20 protein-coding genes are annotated in these 19,310 nt (G+C 35.0%); 13 read left to right on the forward strand and 7 right to left on the reverse strand.

The genetic code is table 11. The features are described 5' to 3' along the window. Nucleotides 1-22: 22 nt before the first annotated feature. Nucleotides 23-1,894, reverse strand: coding sequence for an endonuclease (locus tag Q73A0000_RS06160; RefSeq protein WP_193813202.1), 1,872 nt, complete (start codon nucleotides 1,892-1,894; stop codon nucleotides 23-25). A 196-nt stretch (nucleotides 1,895-2,090) separates the two neighbouring features. Between Q73A0000_RS06160 and Q73A0000_RS06165 the strand changes: the two genes are divergently transcribed. The 9 genes from Q73A0000_RS06165 to Q73A0000_RS06205 all read left to right on the forward strand — a co-directional run bounded on the left by Q73A0000_RS06165 (nucleotide 2,091) and on the right by Q73A0000_RS06205 (nucleotide 9,373). Beyond that, nucleotides 2,091-3,230 (forward strand): acyl-CoA dehydrogenase family protein, encoded by a 1,140-nt coding sequence (locus tag Q73A0000_RS06165; RefSeq protein ID WP_193813203.1) that lies wholly within the window; start codon nucleotides 2,091-2,093, stop codon nucleotides 3,228-3,230. A 136-nt stretch (nucleotides 3,231-3,366) separates the two neighbouring features. Beyond that, entirely contained in the window at nucleotides 3,367-3,834 is a 468-nt protein-coding gene (locus tag Q73A0000_RS06170) for a nucleoside triphosphate pyrophosphohydrolase family protein (protein ID WP_193813204.1), read from the forward strand. 21 nt (nucleotides 3,835-3,855) lie between these two features. Further along, the gene (locus tag Q73A0000_RS06175) at nucleotides 3,856-4,416 is read left to right on the forward strand and encodes a TlpA family protein disulfide reductase (RefSeq protein WP_193813205.1); all 561 of its coding nucleotides are present in this window, start codon (nucleotides 3,856-3,858) and stop codon (nucleotides 4,414-4,416) included. Nucleotides 4,417-4,465: 49 nt separating this feature from the next. Continuing rightward, entirely contained in the window at nucleotides 4,466-5,032 is a 567-nt protein-coding gene (locus Q73A0000_RS06180) for a DUF4230 domain-containing protein (RefSeq protein WP_193813664.1), read from the forward strand. Between the two features lie 10 nt (nucleotides 5,033-5,042). Further along, nucleotides 5,043-5,231, forward strand: coding sequence for a hypothetical protein (locus tag Q73A0000_RS06185; RefSeq protein WP_193813206.1), 189 nt, complete (start codon nucleotides 5,043-5,045; stop codon nucleotides 5,229-5,231). A gap of 124 nt (nucleotides 5,232-5,355) precedes the next feature. Beyond that, nucleotides 5,356-5,742 (forward strand): hypothetical protein, encoded by a 387-nt coding sequence (locus tag Q73A0000_RS06190; protein WP_193813207.1) that lies wholly within the window; start codon nucleotides 5,356-5,358, stop codon nucleotides 5,740-5,742. A 258-nt stretch (nucleotides 5,743-6,000) separates the two neighbouring features. Beyond that, nucleotides 6,001-7,926, forward strand: coding sequence for a threonine--tRNA ligase (gene thrS / locus Q73A0000_RS06195; RefSeq protein WP_193813208.1), 1,926 nt, complete (start codon nucleotides 6,001-6,003; stop codon nucleotides 7,924-7,926). Nucleotides 7,927-8,009: 83 nt separating this feature from the next. Continuing rightward, nucleotides 8,010-8,516 carry a translation initiation factor IF-3 gene (gene infC, locus Q73A0000_RS06200; RefSeq protein WP_185113915.1) on the forward strand — a complete coding sequence of 169 codons (507 nt, stop codon included), beginning with the start codon at nucleotides 8,010-8,012 and terminating at the stop codon, nucleotides 8,514-8,516. A gap of 332 nt (nucleotides 8,517-8,848) precedes the next feature. Beyond that, the gene (locus tag Q73A0000_RS06205; protein WP_193813209.1) at nucleotides 8,849-9,373 is read left to right on the forward strand and encodes a hypothetical protein; all 525 of its coding nucleotides are present in this window, start codon (nucleotides 8,849-8,851) and stop codon (nucleotides 9,371-9,373) included. Between the two features lie 208 nt (nucleotides 9,374-9,581). Here the strand turns inward: Q73A0000_RS06205 and Q73A0000_RS06210 are convergent, their stop codons facing one another. Next, nucleotides 9,582-10,763 (reverse strand): MFS transporter, encoded by a 1,182-nt coding sequence (locus Q73A0000_RS06210; protein ID WP_193813210.1) that lies wholly within the window; start codon nucleotides 10,761-10,763, stop codon nucleotides 9,582-9,584. A gap of 435 nt (nucleotides 10,764-11,198) precedes the next feature. Between Q73A0000_RS06210 and Q73A0000_RS06215 the strand changes: the two genes are divergently transcribed. The 4 genes from Q73A0000_RS06215 to Q73A0000_RS06230 all read left to right on the forward strand — a co-directional run bounded on the left by Q73A0000_RS06215 (nucleotide 11,199) and on the right by Q73A0000_RS06230 (nucleotide 15,051). Then, nucleotides 11,199-12,380, forward strand: a complete 1,182-nt coding sequence (locus Q73A0000_RS06215) for an MFS transporter (protein ID WP_208458810.1) — start codon at nucleotides 11,199-11,201, stop codon at nucleotides 12,378-12,380. A gap of 754 nt (nucleotides 12,381-13,134) precedes the next feature. After that, a complete protein-coding gene (rpmI, locus tag Q73A0000_RS06220; protein WP_027377392.1) occupies nucleotides 13,135-13,332 on the forward strand; it encodes a 50S ribosomal protein L35 in 198 nt (65 codons plus the stop codon). A 117-nt stretch (nucleotides 13,333-13,449) separates the two neighbouring features. Beyond that, nucleotides 13,450-13,794, forward strand: coding sequence for a 50S ribosomal protein L20 (gene rplT, locus Q73A0000_RS06225; RefSeq protein WP_133440761.1), 345 nt, complete (start codon nucleotides 13,450-13,452; stop codon nucleotides 13,792-13,794). 84 nt (nucleotides 13,795-13,878) lie between these two features. Next, a complete protein-coding gene (locus Q73A0000_RS06230) occupies nucleotides 13,879-15,051 on the forward strand; it encodes a M28 family peptidase (protein WP_193813211.1) in 1,173 nt (390 codons plus the stop codon). 283 nt (nucleotides 15,052-15,334) lie between these two features. Here Q73A0000_RS06230 and hisIE read toward each other — a convergent pair whose 3' ends face one another. From hisIE to hisB, 5 genes are all read right to left on the reverse strand, one after another. After that, entirely contained in the window at nucleotides 15,335-15,925 is a 591-nt protein-coding gene (hisIE, locus tag Q73A0000_RS06235) for a bifunctional phosphoribosyl-AMP cyclohydrolase/phosphoribosyl-ATP diphosphatase HisIE (protein WP_244140827.1), read from the reverse strand. Between the two features lie 88 nt (nucleotides 15,926-16,013). After that, nucleotides 16,014-16,766 (reverse strand): imidazole glycerol phosphate synthase subunit HisF, encoded by a 753-nt coding sequence (gene hisF / locus Q73A0000_RS06240; protein WP_193813213.1) that lies wholly within the window; start codon nucleotides 16,764-16,766, stop codon nucleotides 16,014-16,016. 1 nt (nucleotide 16,767) lies between these two features. Continuing rightward, nucleotides 16,768-17,481: a 1-(5-phosphoribosyl)-5-[(5-phosphoribosylamino)methylideneamino]imidazole-4-carboxamide isomerase gene (gene hisA / locus Q73A0000_RS06245; protein WP_193813214.1), complete on the reverse strand. Its 714-nt coding sequence runs from the start codon at nucleotides 17,479-17,481 to the stop codon at nucleotides 16,768-16,770. Between the two features lie 154 nt (nucleotides 17,482-17,635). After that, entirely contained in the window at nucleotides 17,636-18,217 is a 582-nt protein-coding gene (gene hisH / locus Q73A0000_RS06250) for an imidazole glycerol phosphate synthase subunit HisH (RefSeq protein ID WP_193813215.1), read from the reverse strand. Next, complete coding sequence (gene hisB, locus Q73A0000_RS06255; protein WP_193813216.1) at nucleotides 18,214-19,308, reverse strand: bifunctional histidinol-phosphatase/imidazoleglycerol-phosphate dehydratase HisB; 1,095 nt, start codon at nucleotides 19,306-19,308, stop codon at nucleotides 18,214-18,216. The genes hisH and hisB overlap by 4 nt, the downstream gene beginning before the upstream one ends. Nucleotides 19,309-19,310 lie beyond the last annotated feature (2 nt).

Below are 19,310 nucleotides of genomic sequence, written 5' to 3' on the forward strand. Positions count from 1 at the left end.
TTTTTATAAATTATCGTAATGATTAGTTTTTAATAAACTTCAAGGATTCTTTATCCAGCTGCAAAATATACACTCCTGGAAGAAGCTTTTGTACATCAATCGAATGACCATTTTTGAATGGTTTATTCAATTTTTGAACTTGTTTTCCGGAGAAATCTGTAATTGACGCATTCTGAATTTTTTCAATTTGTTTTCCTTTAATATATAAAGTATTTCCAACTACAGGGTTCGGATAAATTGAAAATTCATCTTTTTTAATAACGTTAACATCAGCAGCTGATAAAACTCCTAAATTTTCACAATAATCACCAGGATAAGATTGCCATTCTGAAAGATTAAAGAGTTTACTTGGCTCTGTAACAGTAGCAGATCGATATAAGGACACATCTGATAAAGTTGAAGAATTATTAAAATAAGAAACTCCTACAGCATCAACAGCAGTGGAAACATAACGAAGTTCTACATAATTACTTCCATTAAAAGTCATTTGTGGAGCCGCCGAAACAAATCTCGCCTGATCATTTGTAATACAAGTGAAATTCGCATTCGGATTAAGAACTACAAAGGTTTGATTATTTTCTACAACACCTTCTAATTCATAAGGAGCTGGGAAATAATAATTAGTTCCACTATGAAACTGAATACTGATACGATACTTATTCAAATCTACGGCATGTCCGGTTTTATTAGTAATTTCAAGAGCTTTATTATTATCTGTTCCTTCTAAATATTTGGTAATCATTAAATCTTTAGAATAAATATCTTGATCTAAAGTAGTAACCGATAACAAATTACTTTCAGGAGATTCCGTATAATTTTTATAATAGGCCTTTACCGTAAATTGATAAAGCGTTGACGGAGAAAGATGATCTACTGTAAAATTTGCATTTTTTGTATATCCCAAAGAAATTCCATTTTGATAGATTTTATATCCTAAAACATTGCTATCAGAAGAAGGAGTCCAAGTCAAATTAACAAAATAAGCGCTGGTTTTCGAACTGCTCAAATCAGCTGGAGCTTCAGGAACAACTACAACAGGACTTTGTGACCAAATCGCATTGACCCATTCGGGATGATCAATAAAAGGATTTCTATTTTTCTGAATCGCAAATACTCGATTATTTCTCTCAATTTCTTTTGGCGAAACGGGATCATTATTATGCCATTGTAAAAGCAGCGCTAAAAACCAATCTTCATAAGCTTTCTCTTCACTTCCATCTAAAGGACTCGTATCATTTGCAGGTGAAGTTCCATTATAGAAATTGAAAGAATTTAATTTCCCTTCATATCGAACAACATAATACAATAAACTTCTGGCGATATCTCCTTTAAATTCGGAATTTGGCTCATAAACCCTTCCTGTATATCCTGAATTTGGAGTTCCATTTTTGCTAATTTTAGAACCGTTCGTAAACGTATAATAATTCGTCGTTCCCGCAATTCCATAGGGATAATTACTTCTTAATTGATTAATTCTTGCATCCGTTGGAATTACAAAGAACAAATCTGAGTACATCGGATAATTACTATTAAAACTACTTTGCGGCATCATGTGTTCCCGATTATAACCCAAGCCCTCAGCTCCAGCAGAACTGATGAGATTCTCTTTTGTATAATGATAAGCAGTTGTTCCCGTTGGATTATTGCTATACATATCCAGCAAATAAGTATCATTAGAGGAATCATAATCATAAAAATGATCAACGTCTGTTTTTCCATAGAAATTCGGTAGATCACCGTAATGCCATGTAATAGTTTTTTTCGAAACAATATCGTGGAGTTTTGATTTTAGTTCATATCCATTAAGTCCAGAAGTACCATCATAATAATTCGTCGGCACTTGAGAAAAAAAGAAGGTAGGCAATAAGAAAACAGAAAATAAAAGTTGTTTCATATAATATATTTGGTGCTAAATTACAATATATGTTTTTGAAATATATGGAAACCTATATTAATTTTTAATGATAAATATCTTCTAAACGCGTATAGTTCTACAGTTATTAATTACAATCTATTAATTCAATGGATAACACAATAAATAATTTTAGGTTTTTGTACATTTTCTATATCTTTGAGAACAAATATAAAATATGAATAGCGAGACCACTCACAATCTTAATATGATTGCAGAAACCGCAAGGGATTTTGCAGAAAAAAATATCCGTCCAAATATTATGGACTGGGACGAAAGCCAAACTTTTCCCGTAGAATTGTTTCACCAACTTGGTGATATGGGATTTATGGGAATTGTTGTTCCTGAAGAATATGGCGGTTCTGGTTTAGGTTACCATGAATATGTAACTATTTTGGATGAGATTTCGCAGGTTGATCCTTCAATTGGACTTTCTATTGCTGCTCATAATTCACTGTGCACAAATCATATTTATGAATTCGGAAGTGAAGAGCAAAGACATAAATGGTTACCACAATTGGCTTCTGGTAAAGTAATCGGAGCTTGGGGACTAACAGAACATAACACTGGATCTGATTCCGGAGGAATGAGTACGACTGCTGTAAATGACGGTGATGACTGGATTATTTCAGGTGCAAAGAACTTTATCACTCATGCAATTTCTGGAGATATCGCTGTGGTAATGACCAGAACTGGGGAAAAAGGAGCAAGAAATAATTCGACTGCATTCGTTTTAGAAAAAGGAATGGCTGGATTTACTTCGGGTAAAAAAGAAAACAAATTAGGAATGCGTGCTTCAGAAACCGCAGAACTTATTTTTGATAGCGTTAGAGTTCCTGATGCTAACCGTTTAGGTGAAGTTGGTTCAGGTTTCAAACAAGCGATGAAAATCTTAGATGGTGGTAGAATCTCGATTGCTGCCCTAAGTTTAGGAATTGCGAGAGGTGCTTATAAAGCAGCTTTAAAATATTCCAAAGAAAGACATCAATTCGGAAAAGCGATTAATGAATTCCAGGCGATTAATTTCATGCTTGCCGATATGGCAACAGAAATCGATGCTGCAGAATTATTAATTCAACGTGCTTCAAATCTGAAAAATGCAAAGCAACCGATGACCAAAGAAGGAGCAATGGCAAAACTATACGCTTCTGAAGCTTGTGTAAGAATTGCTAATAACGCAGTTCAGATTTTTGGCGGTTATGGTTATACTAAAGATTTCCCTGCTGAAAAATATTACAGAGATTCTAAACTTTGTACAATCGGAGAAGGAACTTCTGAAATCCAAAGATTAGTTATTGGAAGAGAAATTTCAAAATAATATTTCTTTAAATAAAATTGAAAGCCCGGATATTTCTGGGCTTTTTCTGTTTGATAATCGATAACAAAATATTTCTAAAGAAAACCATTTTAAACTTCTCACTTGAATGTTTATCTTTGTTAAAATTAAAAATTGAATGGATAAAATTGATTCCCTAAATCAGGTTGCAGAATTTCACAAAACGTTTAACGCACCCATTTTAGACCAACCTACAATTCCCAGTGCAGATCGATGCAACTTAAGAATTTCATTATTACAGGAAGAATTAAATGAACTGAAAGATGCCATTGCTGATAATGATTTGGTAGAAATTGCAGATGCTTTATGTGATTTACAATACGTTTTAAGCGGAGCAGTTTTAGAATTCGGTTTGGGTGAAAAATTCACAACACTCTTCAATGAAGTTCAAAGATCAAATATGTCGAAAGCTTGTGCTACCCAACAAGAAGCTGACGAAACCATTGCCTTTTATAAAGAAAAAGGTGAAGAAGCTTATTCTCAAAAATCAGGTGATAAAATAAATGTTCATCGAGTTTCTGATCAGAAAGTGCTTAAGAATAAATACTATTCACCGGCGGATTTAAAAACTATATTAGAAAATTAATTATCTAATTACACTTAATTAATGAAAAATTTAACCAAAATAATATTCACTGCTTCTACTCTATTTCTTGCTTTACAATCTTGTGAATCACAGAAAGTGGTAGTTAATCGCGAAGTAAATCATACAAAAGACGGAAAAATGCTTTTAGGACACCAAACAAAAGATCAACTTTTAAAAGAACCTTACAGCGAATGGTTCGTGAAAGAACACGACGAATATTCAATTGATCAAAAAGCAATTGCTGAATTAAAAAAAGAAAAACTCAATTCTTACAACATTACATTGGTAATGGGAACTTGGTGTGAAGACAGCCATCGAGAAGTTCCGAGATTATTCAAAATATTGGAAGCGGTAGGATATCCGGAAACTAAATTGACGATGATTGCAGTTAATCGTCAAAAAGAAGCTCCGAATGGTGAAGAAGGACCCTTGAATATTCAACGGGTACCAACCATTATTGTACAGAAGTACGGCAAAGAAATTGGCAGGATTATTGAAAGTCCTTCGACAGGATATCTGGAAAGAGATTTAGTTGATATTCTTAAAAAAGACAATACTTCCCTCAAAGATTTAATAAAATAAATTGAAAGCAAACCAAAAACCATTATTCTTTATCGCAGGTGCAGTAGCAATGTTGCTCCTCTTTTTTTTGTGGAATTCCTTAACTAAAAAAGCTGAGGACAAAGTACAGAACGATTATTACATCATCACCAATCAGATAAGGAAGATGAATAAACTGGTCGTAATGGAACAGGATTTTTCGAGCATGCAGAAAACAAAGATCACCTCGCAAATGTTAGGAAGTGCTCTTTTACCTTCCACTGAAAAGCAGATTATTACCTTTACCAAAACCAATGCACAGGTTTCTTACGACTTGTCCAAAATGAAAATTAAGGTAGACTCAACCAATAAGAAACTCATCATTGAAGAATTACCAAACGCTGATATTCGCATTATTCCAAGCGTGGAAATTCAATCGATGGACGATTCCTTCTTTAATCGTTTTACTGACAAAGATTTTCAAAAAATCACTAAAACAGCGAAAGATAACGCGTACAAAACCGTCAATCAAAATCGACTTCGCGATGAAGGTAGAAAACAGCTTTTAGAAAATCTGGATCAAATATTTGTTTTGGCAAAGGCTTTGAATTATAAAATAGAGGATCAAACCGGTCAACTCGATTTATCAAAACTTTAAATAGCATCTTATGAAATCCGACAAAAATAAAAAAAGCAAAGAAGCAGAAGTAAAAAAGCAAAATCAAGATTTCCCAAATGTTCCAGCTTCATCAGAAAAGATTAACTCTGAAACCACTTTAAAAAAGGAAATCAAGGAAACCTCCGATTTAAATCCTAGCGGAAAAACCGATAATACTGCTCAAAAAAGCGAAAATTAATTTTTTCGCTTTTTTCATTTAATGTTAAAGTATTATTAATGTCTCTGAATATTGATCGATTGTCATAAAATTTGCATACCATATGTTACGCATAATAGTATGCAAAATCCAATAAATTTTCGCCATGACTTATAATATAATCGGAATTTTTCCCACAATCGATGATGCAATTTCAGCTGCTAAACAATTGACAAATGCCGGATTTATTAAACAATTTCCCGGATTTACAAAAAACTCAAAATTTCAACCGGAATCTTTAGTAGAGGATCATTTTATTGATCAAAATGAAATTTCAGTTTATACGCCTAATTTAAACCGAGCGCATAAAGCAAAAAATATTTTGATAAAATTTGGAGGTGAACTCAATAAGATAAAAGGTCTTTATTATGAGAAAGTTCAAAATACAAAACCAACGAACACTTCTTTAATTCTTTTTAAGAAAAGAAAACAATTGAAGGATTATAAAATTAAGTTAAGCCAAAAACCCATCGATTTATTAAACAACAAGTAATTTTTTTTAATAGTTGGAAATCGTTTCAAATGAAAGTATTTGGGACGATTTCTATTTAGAATAGCAATGAATAATTTATTTTTAAAATAAAGTTTTCTTTTTCAAAATTACAATCTCCTACTTTCTTCTGTCTAAAATTTTATACCATCTTTTAATCAAACTAATTTTCAATTTTTCTTCCATGATAGTTTTACTTAAAAGACAATCAAACAAAGCAAAAAAAACCGTATTTTCGCAACTTAAAATTTTTAGTTCAAAATGATTAAAATTACTCTTCCCGATGGAAGCATCAAAGAATTTGAAGGCGCGATAACTCCGCTTGACGTAGCAAAATCAATTAGTGAAGGTTTGGCAAGAAATACCATTTCCGCAATTTTAAACGGAACACAGGTAGAAATCACCACGCCTATAACCAGCGATTCGACCCTTCAGCTTCTCACCTGGAACGATGATTTAGGCAAAAAAGCATTTTGGCATTCTTCTGCTCACCTTCTTGCACAAGCGATTATGGAGTTTTATCCAGAAGCAAAATTAACGATAGGACCGGCAATCGAGCAAGGTTTTTACTACGACGTAGATTTCGGTGACGAAGCATTATCTGAAAAAGATTTTGAGAAAATCGAAAAGAAAATGTTGGAGAATGCAAAGAAGAATTCAACCTTCGATTTGTATCCTGTTTCAAAAGCAGATGCTTTAAAAGAATACGCAGACAATCCATATAAAACAGAATTAATCACCAATCTTAATGATGGTGAAATTACTTTCTGTACCCATGACAATTTCACAGACTTATGTCGTGGTGGACATATTCCAGCAACAGGAATTGTAAAAGCGGTAAAAGTTCTTAATGCAGCTGGAGCATATTGGAGAGGAGACGAAAAAAATAAACAACTTACAAGAGTATACGGAATTTCTTTCCCAAAACAGAAAGATTTAACCGAATATTTAGAACGCTTAGAAGAAGCTAAACGTCGTGATCACAGAAAATTAGGTAAAGAATTAGGAATCTTTGCTTTCTCAGAAAAAGTTGGAGCTGGTTTACCATTATGGTTACCAAAAGGAACAGCTTTAAGAAAAAAATTAGAAGACTTTTTATCTGCAGCGCAGAAAAAATCAGGATATGAATTCGTAATGACACCGCATATTGGTGCCAAAGAATTATACGTGACTTCTGGTCACTGGGAGAAATATGGTGCCGATAGTTTTCAGCCAATTAAAACTCCAAACGAAGGTGAAGAGTTTATGTTAAAACCAATGAACTGCCCTCACCACTGTGAAATCTATAAAGTTGGTCAATGGTCTTACAAAGATCTACCAAAAAGATTTGCAGAGTTCGGAACAGTTTACAGATATGAACAATCGGGAGAACTTCATGGTTTGACCAGAGTTCGTGGGTTTACGCAGGATGATGCGCACATTTTCTGTACGCCTGATCAATTGATGGCAGAATTCGAAAATGTAATTGATTTAACACTTTATGTTTTCAAATCTTTAGGATTTGAAGATTTTGTAACTCAGGTTTCTTTAAGAGATCCGGAGAATAAAGAAAAATATATTGGTAGCGACGAAAACTGGAAAAAGGCAGAAGACGCAATTATTGAAGCAGCTAAAAAGAAAGGCTTAAATTACGTTATTGAAACTGGTGAAGCAGCGTTCTATGGCCCGAAACTGGATTTCATGGTAAAAGATGCACTTGGTCGTAAATGGCAGTTAGGAACCATTCAGGTAGATTATAATTTACCCGAAAGATTTGACCTTACATACATTGGAAGCGATAATGAGAAACACAGACCTGTCATGATTCACCGTGCGCCATTCGGCTCTATGGAACGTTTTATTGCCATCTTATTAGAAAATACTGCTGGGGATTTCCCACTTTGGTTGGCTCCAGATCAATTCACGATTTTGCCGATTAGTGAAAAATATGTTGAATATGCAAAAAAAGTTTCACAATTGCTGGAAAATCACGATATTTGCGGTCTGATTGATGACCGAAACGAGAAGACTGGAAGAAAAATCCGGGATGCAGAAATGAATAAACTACCGTTTATGCTTATCGTAGGTGAGAATGAAGAAGTTGACGGCACGATTTCTGTTCGTAGAAGAGGCGAAGGAGATCTCGGCACGATGAGTGTAGGAGACTTCATCAATTACTTCAAAAAAGAAGCAAAAATTAATAATTAGAATTTAACCAATAAAAATAAGACACCATAGCACAGAAATTTCATTACAGAGGTAGAGGTCCACAGAGACGAGTTCAGGAAGATTTGCACCAGATCAATCAAAAGATTCGTGCAAGAGAAGTTCGTTTAGTAGGTGATAATGTGGAACCAGGCGTTTATCCGCTAGAAAAAGCTCTAGAAATAGCTAAAGATCTGGAATTGGATTTAGTGGTTATTTCAGATAAAGCAGAACCTTTTATTTCCAGAATTTTGGATTATAAAAAGTTTCTTTACGAGCAAAAGAAAAAGACAAAAGAATTAAAAGCCAAACAAGTTAAAGTTGTTGTCAAGGAAATCAGATTCGGTCCACAAACTGATGAGCATGATTATGACTTCAAGAAAAAACACGCTGAAAAATTCTTGGAAGAAGGTTCAAAATTGAAAACTTACGTTTTCTTTAAAGGACGTTCAATCATATTTAAAGATCAGGGAGAAATCCTTCTTCTTAAATTAGCGCAGGAATTAGAGCACGTAGGAAAAGTTGATCAATTGCCTAAATTAGAAGGTAAGAGAATGATTATGATGATGAGCCCGAAAAAACCAGCTAAATAAATTTGATAATTTGTTGATTATTCAACTTTGAATTATATTAAAGAGACTTTTTGGAGTCTCTTTTTTTTGTATTAAAGTCAAATGCTTTTTACAAAAAAACTTCATACTGAAAGGTAAAACCGACCATACAGAAAAAATAAAAATTAGTGTTTTGCTTTTTGATACGCAATCATCACCTACTCAAAACTTTTAGTGTAAAAACTTAAGCAAATTTTTCGTTTTTGACTATTGTGTTAAAAACTTGTAAAATTAATACCATACATCTCTTTTGTCATAGTTTTTGATATTTAATTAATTACCAAATTACAATTATTAATATTAAAATTAAAATTATGTCATACACCATCGTGGGAATGTTCCCAAACCATGAAGATGCAGATAAAGTCGCAGACCAATTAGACAATGCAGGCTTTCCAAAAGAGGATTACATTGTTTCCCGCTACTCCACTACCGGACTTGACGACAAAACGTCAAGTAATTATCAATTTAAAGAAGACGAAAAAACTTCAGGATTTTGGCAATGGCTTTTCGGTGATAGTGAAGATGAAAAAAAGAAATACAGTTACGCAGCTACTAAAAGTAATATCGTAACAGTTTATACCGATGACATTGATCGTGCAGAGAAAGCAAAAGAAATTATGAATGATCAAGGAGCAATTAATATCAACGAATTTACAAAAGACAGATATCCAGAACCTACTGTAAAACATAATGATTTAAGTGAAGCACAATACGCTAGAATTATCAGTAAAGCAAAAAACAATCTCTATTTTACCGATTCAACTAGATTTTATGATACCGCAAGCGATGGTATGGAATCAGATATGGATTCTGAAGGACACAGAAATACCTTTTAAAAAAAGTACAATTGCATCCGATCTCGATACTATCTAGATCGGTTTTTTGTACGAGTAAGAAAGTGATGATGAGCCTGAAAAAATAGGCCATTTAAATTTGGTAATATGCTAATTATACAAAATTGAATTATAAACTAAAAAAGAGGCTCCAAAGAGTCTCTTTTTTAGTTCAATACTATTTATAAAATTGTAGTTTCAATAATTAAAATCAAATTGCTAATCTGTCCGTCCCAAAACGGCCTTTCTGATGCAGATACCAATACCTCAAACTGAAAAGCAAGCCGATAAAAGTCATTCCAACACCGACCAGTGCAGGATAATTGAAGGCATAGCCTTTTTCCAACGGAATTCCGCCTAAAAAAGCACCCAGCGCATTTGCACCGTTGAAGCCCGCCTGCATAAAAGCGGCTGCCATCATTTCACTTCTCGGCGCGGCTTTCATCATCATAATATTAATCGGTGCCGCCACCGCCATGGACAGTGCGCCACATATAAAAGTGAGGATCAAAGAAACAGGTTTATTTTCCGACAAGAAAAATACGCCGACCAGCGAAAACATCATTAAAAATAATAAAAGAGAACAAGTTTTCTCAGGTCCTAAGCGATCCGATAGAAATCCGCCAGCGAGGTTTCCGACGACCATACCCGCACCGGCAAGTACCATTACATATGCCATGTAAGCGCTGTCTATTTTTGACACTTCGGTCATCAAAGGCGTGATATAACTGAACCACGTAAATAATCCTCCAAAGCCGATCGCGGTAATCAGTAGAACCAACCAGGACTGTCTGTATTTCAGAAATTTTAATTCTTCCAGAAAACGCGTCTCTCCTTTTTTTTCGATGTTCGGCAGCCAAAATTTTAGAGAAACTAACGTTACTATTCCAATAATTCCCACAATTACAAAATACCAGCGCCAGTTAAAAGTATGACCAATATACGTAACGAAGGGAACCATAGCGAGATTTGCGACGGTGAGCCCTGTAAACATCAGTGAGATATTAAAGGCTTCCTTCCCTTTTTTTGCCATTCTTGCTGCAACCACTGTTCCCACTCCGAAGAAAGCACCATGCGGCAAACCTGAAAGAAATCTGATAATCAACATGGTGGAATAATCTGGCGCGAGTGCCGAAAGTCCATTGAACAAAGTAAATATCACCATTAAAGCGATCAACACTTTTTTGGGTGGAAATTTTACGGCATATCCTATAATTAAAGGTGCGCCGATTACAACGCCCAAAGCATATGCCGAAATTAAATGGCCCGCCTGCGGAATGGTGATCGCTAAAGTTTTTGCGATGTCTGGCAATAAACCCATGACCGCAAATTCCGTGGTTCCGATGCCCAAACCTCCGAGTGCCAGCGGTATTATTCTTTTATCTAAGTTCATTCTTCTATTTTTGAAGATGCAAAAATGAGAAAAATATTTCACGATTACCTCTATTTCTGTTATTTAAAACTGATTTCTAAAATCGACCATATCATTAAACAATGCAAGGTCCATGAGCAGATAAAAAAGTTAGAAGACCATTAAATTAAAAAGTAAAGAGAAATTTTATAAGATTTTGAAAAAAAATTCACAATGATATGACGGATTGCTGCCGAAATGAAAAGTAAGTTTTTATTAATTACTATCTTCAATATTTTTTAAATGTCGTTTTTAAAACCAACATTCTCGCCTGTTCTTTTCCTTCAGAAGCGAAAAGGACCGATCAGAATCGGATACATTCCCTCTTTTCTCCCTTAAAATTTTTTGCAATACACTAAAACCTGCGGAATAAGAATATCACAAAAAATTCTTATATTAAACATCAAAATAAAAACGATGAGCAAACTAAATTTACCACCGAAATCTGATGAGAATTTCCCGTGGCTGATCATGTTACTTATGTCGTCGGTCACTTTTGTAGGAATACTTTCGGAGCTAATGCCTTCGGGCGTGTTGCCTCAAATGATGGCTGATTTAAAAATAACGGAGGGGCAAACTGGCAACCTCGTAGGCTACTACGCTATCGCCTCTGCTATTTTTGCAATTCCGCTTATTTCTATGACCATGCAGTTCAACCGTAAAATGCTTTTGCTGATTTTACTCGGCGGTTTTGCAGTCTCCAATATTATTGCCGGACTGCTGCATAATTATACCCTCATTATTATTTTAAGAGTAATTGGTGGAATATGTGCGGGCGTTATGTGGCCTATGATTGCCGCGTATGGAATGCGGCTCGTAAAAGAGAACCATCACGGAAAAGCAATCGCAGTAATTATGGCTGGAAATACTTTAGGCATCAGCGTCGGTATGCCAATCATGACTTTCATCGGGAATGGATATGGCTGGCGAACAGAATTCATTGGACTGGGAGTTGTCATTTTAGGAATCGCAGTTCTCAGTTTTTTTTCTTTGCCCTCAACACCTGGAGAAAACCTGACTAAAAGTTCCTCCCCTTTTGCTCTGCTCAAAATACCTGCTGTTTTAATCTTACTGTTGCTAACTATGCTGGCCGTAATCGCCCATTACGGTGTGTATGTTTATATTACAGGCCTTATAGAGGAAATTCAACTGGCGGGCGGAATTGAAAGCGCTTTGCTCCTTTTCGGAATCGGGTCAATCATCTCTGTGCTGCTCGCCATTAAATATACCGATCAACATTTAAGACTGCTGACAGTCGCTATGTTTGCGTTGCTTATTATTTCGATGGGCTTGTTTTTGATTTTTGGGCGGACCACGGGAATCGGTCATTTCGCTTTCTTTTTATGGGGACTTTCCTTTGGCCCGCTGGTCACTTTATTACAGGCTGCCGTAAGCAGACAGGTAGAAAGCGCAAAAGATGTTGCGACTTCCGTTCAATCCTCCGTATTTAATTTATCAATTATGATCGCCACATCACTGGGCGGACTCTTACTTGCCCGGTTTTCTCCAATGAGTTTAATTTATTTAGCCATCGGATTATCGGTGCCGGGCTTAGTCATTTCTTTCTTTTCTAAAAAAAGTTTGGGTTCAGCCTTGTAATATTCTTCTACTCAAACAAAAAAAGGTTGCTATCCAGTTGATAACAGTGTTTTTTTTCGTAGTTTTTTTGCTGAAATAAGCGTTTTTTAGTTTTGGTTTTCCTCAGATGCAGAAATGTTATTGTTTAAGGATTCTATGATATATGTAATGTTGTCTGAATTTCAACAAGTCTACTTTTTTGACTAAATAAATATTTAAAGAACTGTCGACTTCCTATTCTTTTTTGCGGAAAAGGAAGTCGCTGTTCCGGATGGAAGTCAGCACCTTTACTCTTTTCCGAATGGCTCCATACAGCGAACTTTCATTAAACACAATTAAATTTGCAGGCTTACCAATCTCTAACCCATAATGATAGTAAATGTTTAAACACCGCGCGCTGTTGACTGTAAACAGATTAAAATTAGTTTCTATTTCAGTCGGTGAAATGATCCTTCGCGTGAGGGATCGCAGCGGTTACCCCGGAATAAGCGGTGGGAAAGCTTTGGCATGAGGAGTATGAGCGGAGAGCCCGACCTGAGAGAGGAAATGGAGCCCGCCATAAGCGGGTGGAATGACCGACCGAGGGGCACGCCCAAATTCTGAAGTTAGGAACAAAATAACCGATGTTAACCTTTAGAAATATTCAGCTGTAATATGTTTTTGTAATTCACTGAAATTTCGTACTTTTGCAGTCTGAAAAATGTGTAGAATGCTGTAAAGTTGATATGCATGACAAGAAAAAGATATTGATAACAAATAGATAAAATTAAGCAAAATGCCAAAATTAAAAACTAAATCAGGTGCTAAGAAGCGTTTTAAGCTTACCGGAACCGGAAAGATTAAAAGAAAAGGTGCTTTCAAAAGCCACATCTTGACCAAAAAAGAAACGAAGCAAAAGAGAAATCTTACGCAAACTTCTTATGTTGCAGAAGTGGACAAAAAGAGCGTTTTACGTCAATTAGCTTTAAAATAGTTTTTATAAATCAACCGGTTTATAAGAATTAACAAATTCAGAAAATTTAACCCTGAAACGGTGCAAAAAAGTGTAATGAAATAATTTACCGCCCTTTTCAAAAAAACAAATTTAATTATGCCAAGATCAGTAAATGCCGTAGCTTCTAGAGCTCGCAGAAAAAAAGTAATTAAGCTGGCGAAAGGTTTTTTCGGTAGAAGAAAAAACGTTTGGACCGTAGCTAAAAATGCCGTACAAAAAGCAATGCAATATGCTTACCGCGGTAGAAAAGAAAAGAAAAGAAATTTCAGATCTTTATGGATCATGCGTATCAACGCTGGTGCAAGAGAACACGGAATGTCTTACTCCCAGTTTATGGGCGCTCTTAAAACGAACAACATTGAATTGAACAGAAAAGTTTTAGCTGATTTAGCAATGAATCATCCTGAAGCGTTCAAAGCAATTGTAGATCAAGTAAAATAAATGTAAAATTTTTTGTTATCAATTATAAATCTCATACCATTAGGTGTGAGATTTTTTTGTTATTTTTACTTAACTTATATTATAATGAAAAAAATATTTTTCTCGCTTACTACTGTATTTTCTATTTCGGCGTTTAGCCAAAATTTCACTCAAGCTTACCAGAATAGAGTTAATGAAATCAGTCAGACTAATATCAATACTACCCTAACCGAGTTCGCGAATCTGGGCGTAAAGAAAACTGGTAGCGTTAGTAATAATAATGCTTTCGCCTGGCTAAAAACCAAATACCTTTCTTTTGGATATACTGAGGGAGAGATTTCTGAAAATGCATTTTTGTACCAAGGAAATACCACCAAGAATTTAATCATTACTAAAACCGGAACGACTTACCCAAATACATTTGTTATTGTTTGTGGTCATTACGACACGATTACAGGTCCTGGCGTGAATGATAATGGAAGTGGTGTTTCATTGATTTTGGAAATGGCGAGAATCCTAAAAGAGGTGCCGACCGAATATTCTATAAAATTCATCAATTTTACGGGTGAAGAGCAAGGTCTTTTGGGAAGTCAAAATTATGTAAATACCGTGGTGAATTCTACTTCGCCGAAAATGGATATTAAACTGGTCTTTAATATTGATCAAGTTGGTGGTGTGGCTGGACAAGTCAATAATACCATTACTTGCGAACGGGATACCAGCAACCCAAGTTCAAACAATGCAGCATCGAATACCATCACCCAGCAATTGATGAACTGCGTTACACTCTACTCTCCTCTACAGACCAATCTTTCATATGCATACGCCTCTGATTATATGCCTTTTCAATCTAACAATGAAGTCATTACTGGAATTTATGAATATAATGAAAGTACAAAACCGCATACTACAGGCGACACTTATGTGAATATGGATCCGGTATTTGTTTATAATGTGGGAAAAGCGGCGTTAGGAGCTGTTCAATATTTTGCTACAGCAGATACAAACGCTTTGTCAACAGTCGATTGTCCACCAGAAAAGATGTTAGAATCACTGAAGATCTATCCGAATCCGGCTAATGATTTTATTCAAATTGAGATGATCAACTCAAACCTCATAGATTTCAGTTTTACGATTGTAGATTTAAATGGTCGAACTTTACTACAAACGAAGAATGAGAAACGAATTAATATTTCGAAACTTTCTTCTGGTCTATATTTGGGAACGATGACGGTGGAAGATCAGAAGGTTACGAAGAAAATCATGATTAAAAAGTAATTTATTTTGCCACGAATGCACGAATTTTATTGATTCTAAAATTATTATAATGTAATTTCTATTAAGAATAAAATCATTTCAGTAAATGACAATTTTAATAAACCGTAAGTCAAAAAAGATTATAGTGATTTCATGTTTCTAAAAGAACACAAAGTTTAAAAATCTACGACTTTCATCTTAAGTGAACTATGTTCTTCAATCTTCACAAACCTTCCCTTTTCTACTTAAATTAGAAAGTAAAAGCATTATTCGTGAATTCGTGGCTTTAAGAAAAAATTCATTTTTATTTCCGGCTTCTTTCCATCAAGACTTCTTCGATGTCCCTTAATGTAAACGATTTTGCTTTTAGTAAAATTAATAAGTGATAAAGCAAATCTGCGGCTTCATTTTTAAATAAGTCGGCATTATCGTCCTTTGCTTCTATAACTAATTCTACGGCTTCCTCTCCTACTTTCTGCGCCATTTTATTGATACCTCTTTGATACAAATCGTAAGTATAAGATTTCTCCACTTTCTGATCTATTCGTTCGGAAATAGTTTCTTCTAATTCATATAAAAACCCTTTTGACTTTTTCTCTTCAAAGCAGCTAAAACTTCCAGTGTGACAAACATTTCCGGCAGGTTTTGCCTGAATTAAAAGCGCATCAGAATCACAATCTTCTTTAATGCTTTTTACGTACAGGTAATTTTCAGAGGTTTCTCCTTTGAGCCAAATTCTATTTTTGGTCCGGCTGAAAAAATGAACTCGTCCGTCTTTTTGAGTTAATTCTAAGGCTTCTTCATTCATGTAACCCAACATTAAAACCTGTTGTGTTCGATCGTCCTGGATAATTACAGGAATTAAACCATTTCCTTTTTCAAAATCTAATTTCATATGTGATTTTTTATTGTATTTAAATGTCATATGTAATCGCTTCAAACAATATTCCTCTTTATTTTTAAACTTGTTAATGGCGATTTCATCATCTTATGGATATTTTGTTTTGTTTTAAATTTTCTTTTAAGTCGGATATTTTTATTTCATTAAAGTGAAAAATACTCGCTGCCAAAGCTCCCGTAACATTTGTCTTAGTAAAAACTTCCGTAAAATCTTCCATCTTTCCGGCACCGCCAGAAGCGATAATTGGAAGGTGACAAACTTCTGAAACGCTCTGCAGCATTCGGATATCAAACCCATTTTTCGTTCCGTCAAAATCCATGGAAGTCAGCAGAATTTCTCCGGCTCCGAGATCTGTTACAGTTTTTACCCAATCTAAAGTTTTCAATTCGGTTTTAATTTTTCCGCCGTTGATGAAAACATAGTCTTCACCGTCGATATTTTTAGTGTCAACCGCAACCACAACACATTGATTTCCGAACTGTTGGGCGATTTCCCGAACTAATTCCGGACGTCGAACTGCAGCAGAATTGATGGAAACTTTGTCGGCGCCTGCTTTTAACAACGCTTCTACATCCTGCACGGAGGAAATTCCACCACCAATCGTAAAAGGAATATTGATTTCTAAACTGAGTTTTTCAACGAGTTCAATTAAAGTTTTTCTTCCTTCTAAAGTTGCTGTAATATCGAGAAAAACCAATTCATCAGCGCCATCTTTGACATACTTTTTTGCGAGTTCAACTGGATCTCCGGCAATTCGTAAATCTTCAAACTGAATTCCTTTTACCGTTTTTCCATCTTTGATATCCAAACATGGAATGATTCTTTTTTTCAACATTTTATAAAAATTTTTGAAGTTCTTTCAAAGTAATCTTCCCTTCGTACAAAGCCTTTCCGATGATTGCGCCGGAACAACCGAGCTTTTTTAAATCATCCAAATCCTGAATGGATGAAATTCCGCCACTTGCGATTAAGGATACTTTACATTGATCCAAAATCTCTTTGTACAATTCGAACGATGGACCTTGCAACATTCCGTCTTTGGAAATATCCGTACAAATCACATCCTTTATTCCTTTATTTTGATACGATTGAATAAAAGCAATCACATCAAGATCCGAATTTTCTAACCAACCCGAAGTTTTGACTTTTCGGTGTAAACAATCCGCGCCTAGAATTAATTTCTCTGCCCCAAATTCATTAATCCAGTCTATACACATTTCTGGATTTTCGACAGCAATACTTCCAATCGTCACTTGATTTGCTCCGGCATTAAAAGCACTTTCTAAACTCTCTCGAGTTTTTATTCCACCACCGAAATCAATAATCAAATTCGTTTGTGTTGCGAGGATTTCTAAAGTTTTTAAATTTTTAATGGTCTTAGCTTTTGCACCATCCAAATCGACCAAATGCAAATATTGGATTCCATTCGCTTCATACTCTTTCGCAATATCCAAAGGGTTTTCGTGATATATTTTTTTCGTGTCGTAATCTCCTTTTGAAAGACGAACACATTTTCCGTCGATAATATCTATGGCTGGAATTATTTTCATTTTATATTATTTTTTAAACCACAAAAAGGCACAAAAGTTTTTTAATTCTTAAAGCAACAGAAAGGTTCATAAAAGCATAAAGTTAATACCAATAACTTTTGCGCACTTTAATATGACCAAATTTCACCTTTTGTGACTTTGTGGTTAATGAATTTTATTTTAGTTTTAAAAAGTTTTCGAGAATTTTTGAGCCAACATCGCCTGATTTCTCCGGGTGAAACTGTGTTCCATAAAAATTATCTTTCTGTAAAGTCGCACTGAAAGGCAAGATATAATCACATTCTGAAGTCGTATTTTCTCCAACTTCGCAATAATAACTGTGAACAAAATAGAAATTATTCTCTTCAGAAATCCCGTCTAAAAGTTGACCACTTATCTTCTGCAAATTATTCCAACCCATGTGCGGGACAATATCTGTGGCGGGAAATTGTTTTACTTTAAGGTCGAATATTCCAAGACATTCGGTATTTCCTTCTTCTGAGAAATCACACAATAATTGCTGTCCTAAACATATTCCTAAAAAAGGTTGTTTCAAAGTTGGAATTAATTCATCTAGCTTTAAACTTTTCAAATAGTTCATCGCTGTTGACGCTTCACCAACTCCAGGAAAGATCACTTTTTCCGCATTTCTAATTTCTTCAAAATCTGAAGTGATTAAGGTTTCAAAGCCTAATTTTCTCACGGCATTTTCAACGGATTTCACGTTTCCAGCAACGTAATCGATAATCGCTATCATAATATTCCTTTGGTACTTGGGATGGAGAAATTGTTATCATCTCGCTTCACTGCATCCCGTAAAACTTTTGCAAATGCTTTAAAAATCGATTCAATTTTGTGGTGTTCATTCTCACCTTCACACTGAATATTGAGATTGCATTTTCCAGTGTCCGTAAATGATTTAAAGAAGTGATAAAAAAGTTCTGTCGGAACATCGCCAATTCTTTCTCTTTTAAAATCAACATTCCAAACTAACCAGTTTCGTCCACCAAAATCTAATGCGACTTGCGCCAGACAATCGTCCATTGGCAAAGCAAAAGCGTAACGTTCAATTCCTTTCTTTAAACCTAAAGCTTGCTCAAAACAAGTCCCTAAAACCAAAGCCGTATCTTCAATGGTGTGATGTTCATCGATCTGTAAATCGCCATTAACCAAAACTTCCAAATCAAAATTCCCATGTTTTGAGATTTGTTCTAGCATGTGATCAAAGAACGCCAAACCTGTATTGATATTTGCTTTTCCGCTTCCATCCAAATTCAATTCAATAGAAATTTCAGTTTCTTTGGTTTTTCGATTGACCTTTGATTTGCGCGGAATCTGCTTTAAATATTGATAAATTTCGTCCCAGTTCTTAGTAGTTAAAGTTGCACCTTCAAAATTTCCTTCTGCAATATAAATAGATTGCGTTCCCAAGTTTTTCGCCAATTCTATATCTGTTTTTCGATCACCGATAACAAATGAGTTTTTCAAATCGTAATTTCCATAAATGTATTTTTGAAGCAATCCGGTTCTTGGTTTTCTGTTCGGTGAATTTTCTGATTCAAAACTATTATCAACTAAAATGTCAGAAAAAATAATATTTTCATTGGCTAAAGTTTTCAGCATTTTGTCCTGGGGAATTCTGAAATCTTCGTGCGGAAACGAATCCGTGCCCAAACCATCCTGATTCGTCACCATGACCAATTCGTAATCTAACTCTTTCACAATCTTGGCTAAATTCTGAATCACTTTTGGATAAAATTCTAATTTTTCTAAAGAATCTACTTGTAAATCTGTCGGCGGTTCAATAATTATCGTTCCGTCGCGGTCGATGAATAATACTTTTTTCATGA

The sequence above is a fragment of the Kaistella flava (ex Peng et al. 2021) genome (genome assembly GCF_015191005.1).
Classification (GTDB): Bacteria; Bacteroidota; Bacteroidia; order Flavobacteriales; family Weeksellaceae; genus Kaistella; species Kaistella flava.

What these genes read in the sequence shown, in the direction of transcription:
- Q73A0000_RS06190 (WP_193813207.1), top strand. Translation starts at nt 5,356, where the DNA reads ATGACTTATAATATAATCGGAATTTTTCCCACAATCGATGATGCAATT.
- Q73A0000_RS06175 (WP_193813205.1), top strand. Translation starts at nt 3,856, where the DNA reads ATGAAAAATTTAACCAAAATAATATTCACTGCTTCTACTCTATTTCTT.
- hisA (WP_193813214.1), bottom strand. Translation starts at nt 17,481, where the DNA reads ATGAAAATAATTCCAGCCATAGATATTATCGACGGAAAATGTGTTCGT.
- thrS (WP_193813208.1), top strand. Translation starts at nt 6,001, where the DNA reads ATGATTAAAATTACTCTTCCCGATGGAAGCATCAAAGAATTTGAAGGC.
- Q73A0000_RS06170 (WP_193813204.1), top strand. Translation starts at nt 3,367, where the DNA reads ATGGATAAAATTGATTCCCTAAATCAGGTTGCAGAATTTCACAAAACG.
- hisF (WP_193813213.1), bottom strand. Translation starts at nt 16,766, where the DNA reads ATGTTGAAAAAAAGAATCATTCCATGTTTGGATATCAAAGATGGAAAA.
- Q73A0000_RS06215 (WP_208458810.1), top strand. Translation starts at nt 11,199, where the DNA reads ATGAGCAAACTAAATTTACCACCGAAATCTGATGAGAATTTCCCGTGG.
- Q73A0000_RS06230 (WP_193813211.1), top strand. Translation starts at nt 13,879, where the DNA reads ATGAAAAAAATATTTTTCTCGCTTACTACTGTATTTTCTATTTCGGCG.
- Q73A0000_RS06185 (WP_193813206.1), top strand. Translation starts at nt 5,043, where the DNA reads ATGAAATCCGACAAAAATAAAAAAAGCAAAGAAGCAGAAGTAAAAAAG.
- Q73A0000_RS06160 (WP_193813202.1), bottom strand. Translation starts at nt 1,894, where the DNA reads ATGAAACAACTTTTATTTTCTGTTTTCTTATTGCCTACCTTCTTTTTT.
- Q73A0000_RS06180 (WP_193813664.1), top strand. Translation starts at nt 4,466, where the DNA reads ATGTTGCTCCTCTTTTTTTTGTGGAATTCCTTAACTAAAAAAGCTGAG.
- Q73A0000_RS06165 (WP_193813203.1), top strand. Translation starts at nt 2,091, where the DNA reads ATGAATAGCGAGACCACTCACAATCTTAATATGATTGCAGAAACCGCA.
- Q73A0000_RS06205 (WP_193813209.1), top strand. Translation starts at nt 8,849, where the DNA reads ATGTCATACACCATCGTGGGAATGTTCCCAAACCATGAAGATGCAGAT.
- rpmI (WP_027377392.1), top strand. Translation starts at nt 13,135, where the DNA reads ATGCCAAAATTAAAAACTAAATCAGGTGCTAAGAAGCGTTTTAAGCTT.
- hisIE (WP_244140827.1), bottom strand. Translation starts at nt 15,925, where the DNA reads ATGAAATTAGATTTTGAAAAAGGAAATGGTTTAATTCCTGTAATTATC.
- hisH (WP_193813215.1), bottom strand. Translation starts at nt 18,217, where the DNA reads ATGATAGCGATTATCGATTACGTTGCTGGAAACGTGAAATCCGTTGAA.
- hisB (WP_193813216.1), bottom strand. Translation starts at nt 19,308, where the DNA reads ATGAAAAAAGTATTATTCATCGACCGCGACGGAACGATAATTATTGAA.
- rplT (WP_133440761.1), top strand. Translation starts at nt 13,450, where the DNA reads ATGCCAAGATCAGTAAATGCCGTAGCTTCTAGAGCTCGCAGAAAAAAA.
- Q73A0000_RS06210 (WP_193813210.1), bottom strand. Translation starts at nt 10,763, where the DNA reads ATGAACTTAGATAAAAGAATAATACCGCTGGCACTCGGAGGTTTGGGC.